Origin of the sequence: Methylophaga sp. UBA2513, from assembly GCF_002341285.1 — a bacterium.
Taxonomy (GTDB): domain Bacteria; phylum Pseudomonadota; class Gammaproteobacteria; order Nitrosococcales; family Methylophagaceae; genus Methylophaga; species Methylophaga marina.
In genome coordinates, this window is the sequence record NZ_DDNT01000007.1 from 167,958 (window position 1) to 184,949 (window position 16,992).

The following is a 16,992-nucleotide window of genomic DNA, read 5'->3' on the forward strand; positions in this document are numbered from 1 at the left end:
TTCCCGAAGATGTAAATATTTGTTAAGGCTGTTAATGAAGATTACATCGAATAAACAATTTTTACTAATGGAAGCTTGTTAGTGCGTTGATCTGTCTGGCGGGAAGCAGAAATGGTTCTAAGTGATGTTTAATTTACAACATCAACATGAAGTAAAGATGAAAAGGCGCAAAGAAACAAAACGTCCCTTACGCCAATTGATGGTTAGCCAGACTTTTTATTAGTTTTATTCAATGGTTTGTTTCTGGGTGGGCGCCGAGCAGGACGTTTCGCTGACGTATTTTCCGAATGCGGTCTGGCTGAGCGTGGTTTAGCCGGATGACGCTTGGCCGAGGTCTTTTTCGTTAAGCTATAACTATCAGGCACATCATGTGTGGGTTCAAAACCATCCACATACACACGTTCCAGTTTATTCCCAATTAATTTTTCAATATCTTTGAGCTGATCGATTTCATCGGCACTGACCAAGGAGATGGCCTCACCTGCGGCACCCGCACGTCCAGTTCGACCAATTCGATGCACATAATCAGCAGCCACGTTAGGCAAATCAACATTGATAACATGGGGCAGTTGATCAATATCTAAACCGCGCGCGGCAATATCTGTTGCCACTAACACTTGAATGGTATTGGATTTAAAGTCGGCAAGTGCTCGTGTTCTCGCACCTTGGCTTTTATTACCATGAATGGCGGCGGCTTTCAGCCCATGATCTTCCAGGTATTTAGTGAGTTTGTTGGCACCATGTTTTGTTCTGGAAAAGACCAGAACCTGATACCAGTTATTATCCTGGATAAGTTGATTCAGCAAAGCGGGTTTTTGTTTTTTATCGACAGGAATAATCCACTGTTTCACTTTTTTTGCTGTGGTGTTGGCTGGGGCGACAGAAATTTCGACAGGATTCTTCACCAGACGTTTTGCCAGCTCACGGATTTCTTTGGAAAACGTGGCTGAAAACATTAAGGTCTGACGTTTTTGTGGCAGTAAATTAATAATCTTACGAATATCGTGGATAAATCCCATATCCAACATACGATCAGCTTCATCCAGAACAAGCACTTCTAACTCATCAAAACGGATGGCATTTTGTTGATAGAGATCCAGAAGTCGCCCAGGGGTAGCCACTAACACATCAACACCACGACGCATACGCATCATTTGTGGGTTTATCTTTACACCACCAAACACAACGGCAGAACGTAATGGTAAATATTTACCATAGGTCTTAATGCTTTCTTCCACTTGAGCGGCGAGCTCGCGAGTGGGGGTGAGTACAAGTGCTCGTGCCTGATTTGCTCGGGCAGGTTTGCCCTCAGAGAGTTTATGCAGAATTGGCAAGGTAAATCCTGCGGTTTTGCCGGTACCTGTTTGAGCTGCTGCCATAACATCATTACCTTCCATGATGGCAGGAATGGCTTTGGCTTGAATAGGGGAGGGGGTCGTATAACCTGACTCTGTCACGGCACGTTGCAGTGGCAAAATGAGACCTAACTCGGAAAATGTCATAATTTACTCAATATAAAGCGTATATAGTGAAAACAGCGTCTTCGCATTATTCAGCGTGTGTTTTTGGATAAGGTTAACAGTCACGGTTGTGTTACATCGACAAAGCGGGATGTAAAAGTGGAGGTCATGTCAGAACGGCTGTTAACACATGGAACTTATTGTCTACCCTGAAGCAGGTAACGACGAGTTCTGTAGGCACAATTATGACAGAGTTTTGATAGGAATATTGTTTTCTCTACAAAAATCGTCAGTTTAGAATGTTATCATTCATTTATCACTTTTTACTTAGGAGGAATCATGAAGAAAAAATCCATTTTAATTGCCATTGTAATTGCGCTATTGGCGATCTTTGTTGTTGCTGCTGTATCTACAGTCTTTGTAAATGACAGTAAAGAACGTTATGCCAATGTACCTTCTTCTAATAAAGAAGATAAAGTAGGTGATGCGGTTGCGCCAGCATCTGTTGAAAGCGAGATGACTCAGCCCATTGAACAAAACGAAGTGGGTGGTGTGAATGAAACCGTCACCGAGCATATGGAAGATACGAAAGAGGCGGTACCTGAAACAGTGGTAGATGAAGCGGCCATTGCCGAGCCAGACACCAGTGAAGCGAATGATGCCGCTGAAGACGTGAAAGCGGCTGTTGAAGAAACACAAGCTGAAGCGGCGCCTGAAGAACAAGAGCAAGCGTCTGCAGAAGCGAAAACGCACATTGTTACTGCGGTTGGTCTCAAATATGATCCACTGGTCATTCAGATTCAGCCTGGCGATAAAGTCGCTTGGGAAAATATGCCTACGCATGATACACAATCATTAGAAGGCCTGATTCCGGAAGGTGCTGAAGCATGGCATTCACAAATGGGTGAAAACTATCAGCGTACCTTTACCGTTGAAGGTATCTATGTGTACAAATGCACACCTCACTTTGGTGCAGGTATGGGCGGCGCCATCATCGTTGGTAATCCGGTCAACCTCGAGCAAATCAAAGCGGCTGATGCGAAAGGCGCTGCAGGACGTTTAGTAAGAAAAGCGATTGCTGCCGCTGAAAAAATGTAAGACAACCGCTGATGATGTCAAACAACCCTCTGTTCGTATTGAGCAGGGGGTTATTTTTTGGAAAAAATCATGACTGAACAAACATTTATTAAAGGTAAAGATCGTGATCTGGAAACCAGTATTACGACCATGCAAGCGAAGTTGAAAGCGTTTGGTTTTGATGTCGAAGAGGCATCGTGGCTAAATCCGGTCAGCCATGTTTACTCGGTGCATATTCGTGATAAAAGCTGTCCGTTGATGTTTACCAATGGTAAAGGGAGTTCTGCTAAAGCCTGTTTAGCCAGTGCCTTAGGTGAATATTTTGAGCGTTTGAGTTGTAATTATTTTTTTGCTGACTTCTATCTGGGTGAGCAACATAGCCAGGCGCCTTTTGTGCATTATCCCAATGAACGTTGGTTTGTTTCTAACGATGGTGAAATGCCCGAAGGCATATTAGATGAAGGTCTGTGGGATCACTTTGATCCGGAAAGGGCGCTAACCGCAGATAAATTATTTGATACCAATTCTGGGGTTGGCGAGCGAGGAATTTGTGCTGTTCCTTATATTCGTCAGCGTGATTACCAGACCATCTATTTCCCCGTTAATATCATTGGCAATATTTATGTCAGTAATGGTATGTCAGCCGGTAATACGCAAAATGAGGCGCGGGTTCAGGGCTTATCTGAGGTCTTTGAGCGTTACGTCAAAAATCATATTATTGCTGAAGGCATTTGCCTACCTGAGGTCCCTCAGTATGTCATTGACCGCTTTCCAAAAATTAAGGCCGCATTACAAGAACTTGAACAGCATGGTTATCATCTGAAAGTGGCTGACGCCTCTCTGGGCGGTCAATTCCCGGTGATGAATGTCACCTTGATTAACCCAAAAGATGGTTCTGTATTTGCTTCCTTTGGTGCTCACCCAAGTTTTGAAGTGGCGTTGGAGAGAACGGTCACCGAATTACTGCAAGGTAGAGGTCTAGATCAGTTAGATGTTTTCCATCCTCCAACATTTGATATGGAAGAAGTCGCTTCACCGCAAAATCTGGAAATGCATTTTATTGATTCCAGTGGTTATGTGTCTTATGACTTTTTTCGTGAAGCACCGGATTATGAGTTTTATGATTGGGATCATGATGCACCTACACGCGATGAACTGACTTATTTGACCGATATTATTCATGAGATGGGTTTTGATATCTATATTGCCGATTATGAGCATCTCGATGTTTACGCCTGCCGTATTCTCGTGCCCGGTATGTCGGATATTTACCCCGTCGATGAGTTGCTCTGGGAAAATAATAATGAAGGTGCCCTGTTCCGCGAAGATTTATTATCACTGAAATTTCGTACCAAAGAACAATGGCGTGAGTTATTAGTGGCACTGGAAGATGGTGGCTATAACGATCATACGCCGGTTGCTCAATTTATCGGCTTGGCACCTGATCCCGGCACATTGTGGTCTACTATCCGCTTGGGTGAAATCAAATTAATGCTGTGTTTGGCTCTGCAAGATGAACAGGCACTGGAGTGGGTAGATTGGTGTTTGTCGCTGGGACAAGGTAATGAGGCGCAATTACGCTTTTATCGGTGTATAAAGGCCTTACTGGATATTAAATGGGATGATGAGCGTGAGTATCAGGATTATCAGCAGTATTTGTCACTGATGTACGGTGAGCAAAACGTGCAAGATGGAATGGCCATTGTTGAGGCAAAAACAGTTTTTCATCAATTACATACACCGGGTCTGAGTCTGCATGGATTTGAACGGCATAATGCCTTACTGGCCGGCTATGAAAAACTGCAACAAGCCAAAAAAGCCTACTGGGATAAAAGGGATTAATGTCAGTTTAGAGGCGAGAGAAAAAATTTTTACATGAAACACTAACACCTTTGTAAAAATTGCTGTATATTCTCTCGCTTCTTCGGCCAACAGACGATTTTTTAAGTCTGCCAAGAAGGATAGTGGAGCGGTAGTTCAGTTGGTTAGAATACCGGCCTGTCACGCCGGGGGTCGCGGGTTCGAGTCCCGTCCGCTCCGCCATTATTCCTTATCTAAATCCCTGCACCTCATTTCAAAAATCTCGTTTCTAAATGAGCAAACGAGCTCACGAGGCATTTCTGAGTAGTTAGTTCACCCGCTGAGCCTGCTATAAATTTGTCATGTCTGAGAGCTGAATAACAGAGATTCTGTCTATATTGCTGGCGCTGTCTTTGTCTGTTGTGGTGTTGTAACCCCAGCCGGCCAGATAAAGCTGAATATCGTCAAGACGATCATCGGTAATCACATTAATCAGCGTAGGTAACCTATCTTCAATAAACAGGATCTTCAGGCTGGGGTTTTCCCCATGAAGATCATTTAGAATCTGTTGTTTGCTCATATTTCTATCCAGACCATAAACCTGTTCAATGGGCAGAGCAATCTGATTAGCTTTGAGTATATGATCAACAAAACGTTCTTGTTTGGTGGTGATAATCACCAAACTATCTGTTGGGATGCGGCGAAGCTTTTCTGCAATGCCATCAAATAATGGATTCATGGCAATCCAGCTATCAAAGTCATCTCGAATCCACTCATCTCGAGTAGAACCAAAAGTGTCTTTTAGTTCATCGACGAACATATCATCACGAATCATCAAGGCTTCCATTTGATGATGAAAGGCTGACATGAGCGTGTCAGGAGACATGCCTTCGTACAGTAACCGCATGATAAGCACAGCCTCATACCCTGTTTCCATCACTGGGCGAACCTGACGAAATTTTTCTATCAAATCCTCAGGTATAGCCTTGGGCATATCTGTCCACAGCTTTAAGGCGACTTTCCAGCCAGCCATACCTGTTTCAATCGCGCTGTCGCAGATGACCCCATCAAAATCGAGTGCGTAGAGTTTATTTGTCATTGCTTGGGAATATGCAGAAACGAGTAAAATCGGCTGCTTCATTCGCAGTCCAGTCGCCTTTAGCTTTGTCTTTCATCATTTGGCACCAGTCTTCACTACCCACTTCAGGGCTACAAGCCGTGATGAGTAAAAATGAACTCAGCAGCGCTGCAGAACATAATAGGGTTTTTATCAATTGCATGTCGTTTCCTTAAAACTTAATCTCGTTCATGAACTAAGCGGCCATGGAATAATGTATGGCTGACCTGATGGTTAAACAACCAGCCTTCAAAGGGACTGTTTTTGCCAGCACTGACGAAGTTCAGTGGTCGGCACTCATATTCCGAATCAGGATCTATCAGACAAATATCAGCCACTGCACCCACTTTGATCTGGCCTGAGTCGATGCCCAGAATATCTGCCGGGTTACAGGTTAAAGCGGCCAGCGCGGTGTGCAAACTGACCTCGTCATCTTCTACCAGTTTCATTGTTAATGGTAATAAGGTTTCAAGACCAGAAATACCTGGTTTGGTTTCAGCAAAAGGACCGAGTTTATCGTCGATATCAAGTGGCTGATGATGTGATGAGATTGCTGAAATAACGCCATCGCGAACACCTTGTTGTAACTGCTCGCGATCACGGATACTACGAAAAGGCGGTAAGACATGGCTTAACGCATCATAGTTACCTAAATCATGCTCAGATAAATGTAGGTGATGGGCACTGACATCCGCGGTCACCGGTAAGCCACGATTTTGTGCTTCCCGAATCAATTTGACCGCTTTATCCGTTGATAAATTATGGAAGTGAGCGCGTACTCCGGTTTGTTCAATCAGGATGAGATCACGACTTAGGGCAACCGTTTCAGCACTTTCGGCAATGCCGCCTAATCCAAGCCTGGAACTGACTGCGCCTTCATGTACACATCCCTGACTTTGCAGCCAAGGATCAGAGGCCGTAATAAAGACGGTCATATCTAAGGTGGCAGCATAAGCCATGGCTCTTTGTAAGATGACGCTATTTTTTATCGGTGAGAGGCCATTACTGATGCCAACACAGCCAGCCGCTTTTAGTCTGGCCATTTCGGCAAGTAATTCATTCCCCAGGTTTTGCGTCATTGCACCCATTGTCAGAACCATGCTGCGGCCAGACTTTTTCGCCCGATCCTCAATGAGTTCGACTACGGTCGGGTTATCAATAACAGGTGCGGTATCAGGTGGTACACAGATAGTCGTCACGCCACCAGCGGCGGCGGCCTTGGTCTCTGTCAGGATTGTCGCTGTATGTTCCTGACCTGGCTCACGTACTCGGACACTCAGATCAACCAAGCCGGGGCTAACGATTAAACCTGTTGCATCAATTGTTTTATCAGCTTCAAAACCTTCTGGTTGTTCACCAATAGCAACAATCTTTCCGTGACTTATGTAGAGATCTTGTCGCGCATCAAACTGACTGGCTGGATCAATGACACGCCCATTTTTTATACGAATTTTCATGCTGGCAGCTCATTTTGTTCTGATTGTGCACCCATCGCCATAGACATAACGGCCATCCTGACGGCAATACCGTGAGTCACTTGTTCTAGTATGACCGATTGCGGCCCATCAGCTACGGAGGAAGCAATTTCAACTCCGCGATTGATAGGCCCAGGGTGCATCACAATGGCATCAGGTTTAGCGAGTTTGAGCTTATCGTCAGTCAGCCCAAAACAGTGGAAATACTCTCTGGCACTGGGAATGAGTGCACCTTGCATGCGCTCAAGCTGTAGACGCAACATGATAATGACATCAACGCCTTCTAAACCGGCCTCCATGTCATGATAGACATGGACACCCAAGGTCTGGCAATCAGCAGGCAGTAAGGTTTTGGGTCCAATTACCCGAATCTCGCCAACACCTAATGTCGCTAACGCTTGAATTTGTGAGCGAGCCACCCTTGAATGCAATATGTCCCCAACGATAGCTACCCGCAGATCTGGGAAGCTTTTTTTGTGGCGACGAATGGTAAACATATCAAGCATGGCCTGTGTGGGATGGGCATGACAACCATCACCGGCATTGATGACGCTGACATGAGGTGACACATGCTGTGCAATAAATTCAGCCGCGCCACTTTGGTTGTGTCTGACCACAAACATATCAGTGTGCATCGACTCAAGGTTATGCAGCGTATCCAGCAAACTCTCACCTTTCGACGTTGCAGAGGTGCTGATATTGAAGTTCATGACATCCGCTGACAGGCGTTTGGCCGCGAGCTCAAAGGTTGAGCGAGTACGAGTACTGTTTTCAAAGAACAGGTTAACGATGGTTTTACCACGCAGAATAGGGACTTTCTTTACCTGACGATTGGTAATGCCTGAAAACTGCTCTGCACGGTCCATAATTTCCGTCAGTAATGGCTTTTTCAGCCCTTCAATCGTGAGAAAATGGCGAAGTTGACCGCTTTCCGTCAATTGGTTGTTATTCATTCGGCCTTGCCTTTATTTCGATACTCTAACTGTAATCCTGCATTGTTGGTCAGCTTAATATGTTGTCCTTTGGCGACTTCTACCATTTTGCCAATGATATCGGCTTGTATGGGGAGTTCACGTCCATTTCGATCAACTAATACCACCAGCGTGACACTGGCTGGACGCCCATAGTCAAAAATTTCATTCAGCGCTGCACGAGTTGTTCGTCCACTGTGCAGTACATCATCCACCAAAATCAGATGACGCCCATCGACACTGAAAGGTAAATCAGACGGGGTCACTTGAGGATGCATACCTATGCGGGTGAAATCATCCCGGTAATAAGCAATATTAAGTGTGCCTAGTGGGGCATCAAAAAAATCATCACCCAAAATATCCTGTAAGGCTTTGGCTACCCAAACCCCTCCAGTATGGATACCGACGAGTAAGGGTTGCTTATCAGCGAGTTTCTCGCGAATATCTGCAGCCATATCATTGAGCAGATTCTGAACTTGAGTTTGAGTCAGTGCGATGGTCATTGTTGGTTCAGCCATGATTGAAGTATGAGTTGTGCAGATAACTGATCGACGTCACTGCGTTGACGAGAGTCCATTTTACTGTGGATTCCCATTTGGTCTAGTGCTTCGTATGTTGTCAGTCGTTCATCTTGCCATTCCACAGGGATATTAAAGCGACCATTGAGACGATTTCCAAACCGTTTCGCTGCTGCAGTCATTTCCTGTTCAGAGCCGTCCATATTCAGTGGAAGGCCGACGATAAGCAAATCGGGTTGCCATTCTTTTAGCAGTTTTTCAATTTGTGACCAGTCTGGAATACCGTCACGAGCTTTAATCGCAGTCAATGGATTCGCGGTGGCAGTTAATTCCTGTCCCACAGCAATGCCGATGTTCTTCATGCCGAAATCAAAGCCCAGCAGGGTTCTGGCCGCACTCATGAGTGACCCGCGATGTTAGACATCAGATTCATATCAACACCAATCGATTTGGCTGCCGCGTGCCAGCGTTGATCTGCAGGCGTATCAAATAATAATGTATGACTGGCAGGGACGGTGAGCCAGCTGTTTTCCATAATTTCTTCTTCTAACTGACCCTCTGACCAGCCCGAATAGCCCAATGTCACCAATGCATTGCTAGGTCCCTCATCGGTGCCAAGGGCTTCAAGAATATCAGTAGAGGTCGTTAAGATAATATCGTCAGTCAGCTGCAAACTTGATTTCCAGGGAGATTGGGCTTGATCATGAATGACCATGCCTTGACCTTTTTGTACAGGCCCACCAAATAACACGGGCGTATTTTTAATGCTTTCAGAAGGATTTTCAATATGCAGATGAGAGAGGAGTTCTTCTAACATGACACGAGTAGGTCGGTTGATAATCAGACCCATCGCGCCATTTTTATCATGTTCGCAAATGTAAATGACCGAACGGTAAAAAAATGAGTCGGCCAAGTTAGGCATGGCGATCAGAAAATGATTTTGTAATGAAGACTCCATAGCACTCCTAAAAGAAGGTAAAGCCAACCTGGAATAAACGTTCGACCTCTTTTATGTAGCGTTTATTCACTAAAAATAAAATAACGTGGTCTTCGGATTCAATCAGGGTGTCGTCTTTAGCAATAATCACTTCTTCACCCCGAACAATCGCTCCGATGGTGGTACCCGGTGGTAAGTCGATTTCATCAATGCGTCGACCAACCACAACAGAAGAACTGCTATCACCATGCGCAATGGCTTCCAGTGCTTCGGCAGCACCACGACGCAAAGAGTGAACAGCGACAATATCACCACGCCGAATGTGGGCCAAAAGACTGCCGATGGTGGCCTGCTGTGGCGATAAAGCAATGTCTATGCTGCCGCTTTCCACCAAATCAACATAAGCCGCGCGATTAATCAGCGATAAAACCTTACTGGCGCCGAGTCGTTTTGCCAGCATAGCGGAAAGAATATTTGCCTCATCGTCATTGGTTAACGCACAGAATAGGTCGACTTTATCGATCTCTTCTTCCAGCAATAGTTCTTCGTTAGCAACATCACCTAACAGCACAATACTATTACTCAGCTCTTCAGAGAGAAACTCTGCACGCTCCGGGTTGGCCTCGATCAATTTGATTTGATAATCATTTTCTAAGGCCTTAGCCAGGCGGGCACCGATGTTTCCTCCACCTGCCAGCATAATACGTTTGTAAGGTTTTTCCAGACGACGCAATTCACCCATGACTGCACGAATATCTTTAGTTGCAGCAATAAAAAAGACTTCATCGTCTGCCTGAATCGTTGTATCGCCTGTCGGTGTGATGGGGTGACCATCACGGAAGATAGCAGCAACCCGGGTTTCAGTTTTGGGAATATGTTTGCGTAAGTCTCGTAGAGGGTGTCCAACTAAAAGGCCACCGTGAAATGCTTTTACGGCCACAAGCTGTACTTTGCCTTCAGCAAAATCCAAGACCTGCAACGCATTCGGGTGGCTGATAAGCCGCTGAATATATTCCGTCACAATTTGTTCCGGGCTGATCAGCATGTCTATGGCAATGGCTTGTGGGTTTTCTTTATCAAATAACTGCGGCGTGGAGAGGTAACCGGTGGAGCGAATCCTAGCAATCTTTGTTGGCGTATTGTATAGCGTGTGACAAATCTGACAGGCCACCATATTGGTCTCATCACTATTAGTCACCGCCAGAATCAAGTCTGCATCTTCAGCGCCAGCACGAGCCAGAACATCGGGGTGTGAGGCTTGCCCTTGTATGGTACGGATATCGTAATGGTCCTGCAGCTTGAGCAAGTTGGTGCTGTCTGTGTCGACAAGCGTCACATCATCATCTTCTCGCGCTAGCGTTGCCGCAACAGAGGCGCCGACTTGTCCGGCTCCGAGGATCAGAATCTTCATGGTCGGTTCCTAAATCTGTTTGGTATCAATACCGAGAGAGCGAAGCTTTCGATAAAGATGGGTTCTTTCCATACCCGCCAATTTGGCCGCTTTACCGACATTACCATCGGTTTCCTGTAATTTTTGCAGCAGATAAATACGTTCAAACTGTTCTCTGGCCTCGCGAAGTGGTAAGTCAAAATTGATAGTTTCATCGCCGTTCTCAATGGCTTCTGCTTCCGAGGCAAGTGCCGTGTCGACATCGGCGACATCAATATCTTCACCATTGCCGAGAACGAGTAAGCGTTGAATCACATTTTTGAGTTCAAGAACGTTGCCTGACCAGTCGTGATTTCTGAGGCGGTTTTGCGCTGCCACGGTAAAACGTCGATATGGCAGACCAGATCGTGTTGTCTGTGTATCCACAAAATGGTGTACCAACTCAGGGATATCTTCAATATGATCACGTAAAGGTGGAACTACCAATGTGATGCTGTTGAGCTGATACAAGAGACTTTCCAGAAAATCACCATTATCAACCGCTTTCTGCAAGGAATATTGTGTTGCACAGATGAGTTGACAGTGTTCAAGTTTATTACTTTCAAGAAGGTGTAATAGCAGTGCCTGTGCTTCATCACTCAGTAACGCTAAATCATTGATAAACAGACAGTTGTTTTTGGCCAGCGTGACAGCCTTGAGACTATCTAAAGGAAAACTTTCAGGGCTGACTTCAATAAACTTACCCCCTGCGTATTGTCCCAGGCTGTGTAGGTAATGAGAGAAGCAATGTTTACCTGTGCCTGGTTCGCCCACCAGAAGAATAGGCATTTCATGTTTAGCAACCCGTTCAACCTGTTCACGTAATAGTTTGATTTGATGGCTTTTGCCAACCGGTGCTTGTGCTAATTCTCGTTGAATAATCGCTTGTTTTTCTCGATTTTCCAGTGCCTGTTCGACACCGCGGAGTAACTTAGCGGTAGATAGGGGTTTCTCGATAAAATCACTTGCGCCTAAACGGGTTGCCTCCACGGCTGTTTCGATGGTGCCATGACCTGACATCATCACAATCGTGACACTCTTATTTTGTTGTTTGAATTCTTTCAGCAAACTGATGCCATCGATATCTGGCATCCAGATATCCAGCAGGATTAGGTCTGGTTGTTCTTCACTAAAGACTTGCTGTGCTTCTTGCCCATCAGCGGCTATTCTGACGTGATAGTTTTCGTCTTCCAGAATGTCTTTGATGAGTTCGCGGATATCCGGTTCATCATCTACAACAAGAATCAGTGGTTTATCGTTACTCACGACGGTGACTCCTCCAATGGCAATCTTATAATTATACTCGTTCCCTCTGGGTCCAGATTTTCTGCCCAGACATCACCACCATGTTCTTCAATCAATTTTTTAACGATGGCTAAACCCAGGCCCGTGCCTTTATGTTTGGTTGTGGCGTAAGGTTCAAATAATTTATCAATGATAGAAACAGGAATGCCTGGACCGTAATCCCGAACAGAAATTTCAAGCCAACGGCGTTGTTGGTGAGTAAGTGGATGGTAACTGATAACGATATCAACGGGAAGTTGAGCATCTTCACAAGCCTCAATCGCATTCTTCAGTAGATTATGCATGACCTGTCGGAAACGGTTGACATCAATTTCAACAGCGACATTTTCAGGGCTGTTCAAGAGGGTAAATTGGTGATTTGGATTGCTCTGATACATGGTCAGCACTTCCCGAATCAGCTGACCAATGTCATATGACTGGAGTTGAAGCGCAGGTGTTCGGGCATACTCTGAAAATTCATTCACCATCTCTTTCATTGCTTCGACTTGCTGAATAATGGTGTTGGTCAGTTTATCTACAGTTTCGAGCTGATTTTCCGGCACAATGGCATTGTATTTACGTTGTAGGCGTTCTGCAGAGAGCTGAATCGGTGTTAATGGATTCTTGATTTCATGAGCCAGCCGGCGTGCGACTTCGCCCCAAGCCGCATTACGCTGGGCTTGTAGCAGAGTAGTGATGTCTTCAAAGACAATCACCCAGCCACTGTTATTGGGTAACTCGGTACCATGACAAATCAATGTTTGGTTACCGTTTTGTTTTTGCAGTTCTACTTGTTGCTCCCAGGCGATGCCTTTGACAGCACAACGTTCAATCATTTCACAGAAGGTTTTCATGTTTTTATTAATTTCTGCGAGCTTGGATAACGGGCTTTCCAGACGTTGCTGTAACTTCACCCCTAGAATTTTACTACTGGCGTTATTGGCGGTGTGCAGGTAGAGGCGTTTATCCACAGTCACCACACCGCTGGATAAGCTACCTAGAACGGTGGTGAGATAACTGGTTTGTTGTTCGAGTAATCGGTGACTTCGTTGTGAGGCGTTACGGGCATGGGTCAGACGTTGAGTCATCTGGTTAAATGAGCGCACCAGAAATCCTATTTCGTCATGACCGGAAGCGGTCAGTTGCATATTATAGTTACCAGAGGCGACTGCTTGCGTGCCTTCAGCCAATTCTTGCAAAGGCTCGACAATACGGCGGGATATCCAGATAGCAAACCAGATTGATACCAGAATGGTTAAAAATACGATTAAGCTTAACGTGAGGGTGAAGACACTGATTAATGGCTTTCTCAGGTAGCTCAATTCTTTGTAATCCGCATAAGCATCTTGCACGGTTTTTCCCAAATCACTGAGATGATCATTGATGGGAAACAGCACATTGAGAATCCGCTCTTCAGCCAAGACCGATTTTTGTGGAATCCTAACAGCAGCGCGTAATTGAAGTTTATCGTTCTCGGATGGGTCCATGCCAATATAGTCTTCACCCTGAAGCAGCTGATGCATGATGGTATCGTTTGGTCTGTTTGGCACCATAATGGTTGGGCTTTCAATACTGGAGGCAATCGGTTGACCATCTCTGGCCCAGATGCTGAGCTCCAGTGCGCCACTTAACTGCGTTAAATCTCGTAGGCTATGTGATAGCTCATTATCGGGCAGTTCGCTTAATACCCCGGCCATCATCCGAGTTTGGCGTAACAGGGTGCGCATCCTTATACCAAAAGCCGTTCGACTTAATTCAAGCGAGTCATTGAGCGCTTGCTCTACCTTGACATCAAACCAGCTGTTAATGCCGCGATGCAGGAAGTGAATCGAGAAGCTATAAACAATCGATGTCGCGACTAAAATTAGCAGAACAAATAAGCTGACCAGCCTCACTGTCAGGCGTGAGCCTGCTTCATGCTTTTTAAAGTCACGATATAAACGATAGAGGCTACGTGCCAAAATGCCCACAAGCAATAATAAGCAAGCGACACCAATACCAAAGATAACGAGAAATAGCTCATTTAGCCGTGAGCTGTCCTGAGTGGCTGCACTTAGCAGATAGGCAAGAACAAGCAATAAAAAAGCGAGTGAAAAATAGGGAGCCGTACCTGAGCTTAATCGCTTAATGAGGCTTATAGCCATACTGCTTGAACCCATGGACTAGTTAATTGCCATTTGTCTGAGATCAATGCGCCTGGACGCATGGGGGTGGGTAAGGCATTGAGATCTAAACCGCTACGTATTTCGAGCACAAGATTATCTGGCTCTTGTGTAAATTCTGGTGGTAGCGATAAGGCATTAATATCACCTAGCGCTTTTAAGGCACCACTCAAGCTAGGGAAGTTTTGCTGCTCATGGGTGTCGAGTGACTCCACAATATATTGTTCAGACAGGGCATGATAGCGCAGCTCATAAGTCATCGTACTCTCCCACAGAGTGGTTTCCCACTGCCAGAAACTCCCTAGCAAAGGGAACGCATCTATTAGCCGGAATTCCTGTAAGAAAGTAATGGGTACACCGTTTTGCAGTGCTTCAATCACTCGTGGTGTCAGTGGGTAACTGATTTGAGCGGTGAGTACATAGGCATTACCAATGGGATGAACTACAGGGTTATTAACGCTAAAAACAGAGGCTGTGGCGGATGTTTGAATAAACAACCATAAGAAGAGTGATAGGAAAAGGCGTTTACTTACGACGTAGGCAGGCATAATAAAAACCGTCCATAACATCGTCACCAGGGAGTCTTTGGTAGCCAAAGGGTCTCGGTGTGGCTGGTGTTGGTGAGAGTCTAAGCTCTTCAGCTTCCGGATGTCGTTGTAGAAACGCTTCAATTTGCTGCTCATTTTCTTTTTTAAAGGCAGAGCAGGTAGTGTAAACCATTAAGCCATCAGGTTTTAGTAATGGCCATAAATTATCTAGCAAAATTTGCTGTTGACTGGCTAAGCTATCGATATCTTTGGGGTGGCGCAGCAGCTTAATGTCTGGATGTCGACGAATCACACCGCTACCGGTACATGGCGCATCAATAAGAATACGATCAAAAGCCTGTCCGTCCCACCACGCTGATGTGTCGGCTGCATCAGCTGCGATTAGGGTGGCATGTAATCCAAGTCTATCTGTATTTTGTTGGATCTGAAGTAAGCGATCAGCTGAGATATCAATGGCTGTGATGTCATTGTTAGGAGAGGATTCGAGAATATGGCATGTTTTACCACCAGGTGCAGCGCAAGCGTCTAGCGCACGTTGTCCTGGCTTGATATCCAATATCATTGTGGCTAGTTGAGCAGAACCATCTTGTACCGAAACCCAACCTTCCTCAAAGCCTGGGAGCTTATAAACATCACAAGGTTGGTCTAGTAATATCCCATTATCAGTGGCCTCTATGATTGAGGCTGTAATTTGCTGGGACGTTAACTGTTTTAAATATGCTTCACGTGAAACCTTCTGCTGGTTAACACGAAGCATCATCGGCGGCTGTTTATTGTTAGCCTCAATAATGTTTTGCCAGTTTTCTGGCCAGTCACTTTGATATAAATGGAGTAGCCAGTTTGGGTGAGCCTGACTTGCGGCTTCGTTTGCCAACAATTTTTGATCTATATGTTCTTGTTGCCTTAAGTAGTTTCTCAGGCAAGCGTTTAATAAACCACCCGCCCAGACTTTTTTGAGTTTTTTACTGGCATCCACAGTCTCTGAAATAGCGGCATGGTCCGGTGTATTTAAAAACCGTAACTGCAAAATTCCGAGTATTAAAAGCTGCTCAATATCCTTATCTTTCGCTTTGAACGGTTTTTTTATGAGTTGATGGGCGATAAATTGCAGAGTGGGGTAATGCCGTAAACTGCTATAACAGAGTTGCTGGCAGAAGCTACGATCTTTTTCATCGACATGAGGCAGGTAGTGAGCTAAAGCTGTATTGAGTGAGCGCTGCTGCACAACCACTTCATTCAGTATAAGTGCAGCATTCGTTCGTGCACCTTTTAAGTGGTAGGGCTTAGCCAAAATGATCGCCTACTTCGATTGAATGTGCATTGAGAAAGTCTTGAACAGACATGGCGCGTTTCCCGGGCAGTTGTAGCTCAGTGATGCGTAGTGTTCCATCGCTGGTGGCAACATCAATACCGGCTTTTGAGACATGGATGATTTGACCCGCTGCTTGTGCCGAGTGCTCTTTTATCCATTCTGCTCGCCATATACGAAAAACAGCATCATGCCAGAGTGTTTGAGCCACGGGCCAAGGATTAAAAGCGTTAATTTTGTGAAGAATATCTTGAGCGGTGGTGTGCCAATCTATATCCGCTTCTTTTTTATCCAGTTTAGCGGCATAGGTGCTTAAAGTATCATCTTGTGGTTGCGCATGTTTTTGTTGAACTTCGATATTGTTGAGAGACTCAACCAAGGTTTTTGCTCCCAAGACAGCGAGGCGATCATGTAGGATTTGCGCTGTGTCTTGTTCAGTAATCGGGCAACGTGTTTCAGCAAGCACAGGGCCGGTATCAAGACCGGCTTCCATTTGCATAATGCATACTCCTGATTCTTTATCACCAGCTAATATGGCTCTTTGAATAGGTGCAGCACCTCGCCAGCGGGGTAAGAGTGAAGCATGAACATTAATACAACCCAGTCTTGGGGTGTCCAACACGATTTGTGGCAATAAAAGTCCATAAGCGACAACAACCATTAAATCAGCTTGATAAGCAGCCAATATGTTTACGGCATCATCAGTTTTAAAGTTAAGAGGCTGTTCAACAGGAATATCGTGTTCCTGTGCAACTTGTTTTACTGGACTGGCCGTCAGTTTACGACCCCGGCCCGCAGGACGATCGGGCTGAGTGTAAACAGCGCATATTTCATGCTCGGTATGAATCAGTGCTTTCAGTGTTTCTGCGGCGAAAGCCGGAGTACCGGCAAAAATAATGCGCATT

At 45.3% G+C, this 16,992-nt stretch carries 16 protein-coding genes and 1 tRNA gene; 3 read left to right on the plus strand and 14 right to left on the minus strand.

Annotated elements, in window-relative coordinates:
- Positions 1-203 precede the first annotated feature (203 nt).
- Entirely contained in the window at positions 204-1,502 is a 1,299-nt protein-coding gene (locus B3V56_RS03815; protein WP_286305984.1) for a DEAD/DEAH box helicase, read from the minus strand.
- Between the two features lie 297 nt (positions 1,503-1,799).
- On the opposite strand from B3V56_RS03815, the gene B3V56_RS03820 reads away from it, so the two are divergent.
- The 3 genes from B3V56_RS03820 (at position 1,800) to B3V56_RS03830 (ending at position 4,580) form a co-directional block, all read left to right on the plus strand.
- Entirely contained in the window at positions 1,800-2,558 is a 759-nt protein-coding gene (locus B3V56_RS03820; RefSeq protein WP_289282819.1) for a plastocyanin/azurin family copper-binding protein, read from the plus strand.
- Positions 2,559-2,627: 69 nt separating this feature from the next.
- Positions 2,628-4,379 carry a 30S ribosomal protein S12 methylthiotransferase accessory factor YcaO gene (gene ycaO, locus B3V56_RS03825; RefSeq protein ID WP_289283983.1) on the plus strand — a complete coding sequence of 584 codons (1,752 nt, stop codon included), beginning with the start codon at positions 2,628-2,630 and terminating at the stop codon, positions 4,377-4,379.
- A 124-nt stretch (positions 4,380-4,503) separates the two neighbouring features.
- A tRNA-Asp gene (locus B3V56_RS03830) sits at positions 4,504-4,580 on the plus strand.
- Between the two features lie 106 nt (positions 4,581-4,686).
- On the opposite strand, the gene B3V56_RS03835 is transcribed toward B3V56_RS03830, so the two are convergent.
- From B3V56_RS03835 to fmt, 13 genes are read right to left on the minus strand one after another with little or no spacing between them, the layout of a single operon-like run.
- Entirely contained in the window at positions 4,687-5,478 is a 792-nt protein-coding gene (locus B3V56_RS03835) for an HAD family hydrolase (RefSeq protein ID WP_289283984.1), read from the minus strand.
- Positions 5,426-5,617, minus strand: a complete 192-nt coding sequence (locus B3V56_RS03840; protein WP_289282885.1) for a DUF3012 domain-containing protein — start codon at positions 5,615-5,617, stop codon at positions 5,426-5,428. Before B3V56_RS03840 ends, B3V56_RS03835 begins: the two co-directional genes overlap by 53 nt.
- Before the next feature lie 16 nt (positions 5,618-5,633).
- A complete protein-coding gene (locus B3V56_RS03845; protein ID WP_289282884.1) occupies positions 5,634-6,911 on the minus strand; it encodes a dihydroorotase in 1,278 nt (425 codons plus the stop codon).
- Complete coding sequence (locus B3V56_RS03850) at positions 6,908-7,882, minus strand: aspartate carbamoyltransferase catalytic subunit (RefSeq protein WP_289243559.1); 975 nt, start codon at positions 7,880-7,882, stop codon at positions 6,908-6,910. Before B3V56_RS03850 ends, B3V56_RS03845 begins: the two co-directional genes overlap by 4 nt.
- Positions 7,879-8,403, minus strand: a complete 525-nt coding sequence (gene pyrR, locus B3V56_RS03855; protein WP_286306084.1) for a bifunctional pyr operon transcriptional regulator/uracil phosphoribosyltransferase PyrR — start codon at positions 8,401-8,403, stop codon at positions 7,879-7,881. The genes B3V56_RS03850 and pyrR overlap by 4 nt, the downstream gene beginning before the upstream one ends.
- Positions 8,400-8,819 carry a Holliday junction resolvase RuvX gene (gene ruvX, locus B3V56_RS03860; RefSeq protein ID WP_289282883.1) on the minus strand — a complete coding sequence of 140 codons (420 nt, stop codon included), beginning with the start codon at positions 8,817-8,819 and terminating at the stop codon, positions 8,400-8,402. Before ruvX ends, pyrR begins: the two co-directional genes overlap by 4 nt.
- Positions 8,816-9,376 carry a YqgE/AlgH family protein gene (locus B3V56_RS03865; RefSeq protein WP_286305999.1) on the minus strand — a complete coding sequence of 187 codons (561 nt, stop codon included), beginning with the start codon at positions 9,374-9,376 and terminating at the stop codon, positions 8,816-8,818. Before B3V56_RS03865 ends, ruvX begins: the two co-directional genes overlap by 4 nt.
- A 7-nt stretch (positions 9,377-9,383) precedes the next feature.
- Positions 9,384-10,766 carry a Trk system potassium transporter TrkA gene (gene trkA / locus B3V56_RS03870; protein ID WP_289283985.1) on the minus strand — a complete coding sequence of 461 codons (1,383 nt, stop codon included), beginning with the start codon at positions 10,764-10,766 and terminating at the stop codon, positions 9,384-9,386.
- A gap of 9 nt (positions 10,767-10,775) precedes the next feature.
- Positions 10,776-12,050 (minus strand): sigma-54-dependent transcriptional regulator, encoded by a 1,275-nt coding sequence (locus tag B3V56_RS03875; RefSeq protein WP_289243557.1) that lies wholly within the window; start codon positions 12,048-12,050, stop codon positions 10,776-10,778.
- Positions 12,047-14,212 carry a sensor histidine kinase gene (locus B3V56_RS03880; RefSeq protein ID WP_289282880.1) on the minus strand — a complete coding sequence of 722 codons (2,166 nt, stop codon included), beginning with the start codon at positions 14,210-14,212 and terminating at the stop codon, positions 12,047-12,049. Before B3V56_RS03880 ends, B3V56_RS03875 begins: the two co-directional genes overlap by 4 nt.
- Positions 14,203-14,778 (minus strand): DUF4390 domain-containing protein, encoded by a 576-nt coding sequence (locus B3V56_RS03885; protein ID WP_286306003.1) that lies wholly within the window; start codon positions 14,776-14,778, stop codon positions 14,203-14,205. The genes B3V56_RS03880 and B3V56_RS03885 overlap by 10 nt, the downstream gene beginning before the upstream one ends.
- A complete protein-coding gene (rsmB, locus tag B3V56_RS03890; protein ID WP_289282879.1) occupies positions 14,756-16,069 on the minus strand; it encodes a 16S rRNA (cytosine(967)-C(5))-methyltransferase RsmB in 1,314 nt (437 codons plus the stop codon). The genes B3V56_RS03885 and rsmB overlap by 23 nt, the downstream gene beginning before the upstream one ends.
- Positions 16,062-16,991, minus strand: a complete 930-nt coding sequence (gene fmt, locus B3V56_RS03895) for a methionyl-tRNA formyltransferase (RefSeq protein WP_289243555.1) — start codon at positions 16,989-16,991, stop codon at positions 16,062-16,064. Before fmt ends, rsmB begins: the two co-directional genes overlap by 8 nt.
- Position 16,992 lies beyond the last annotated feature (1 nt).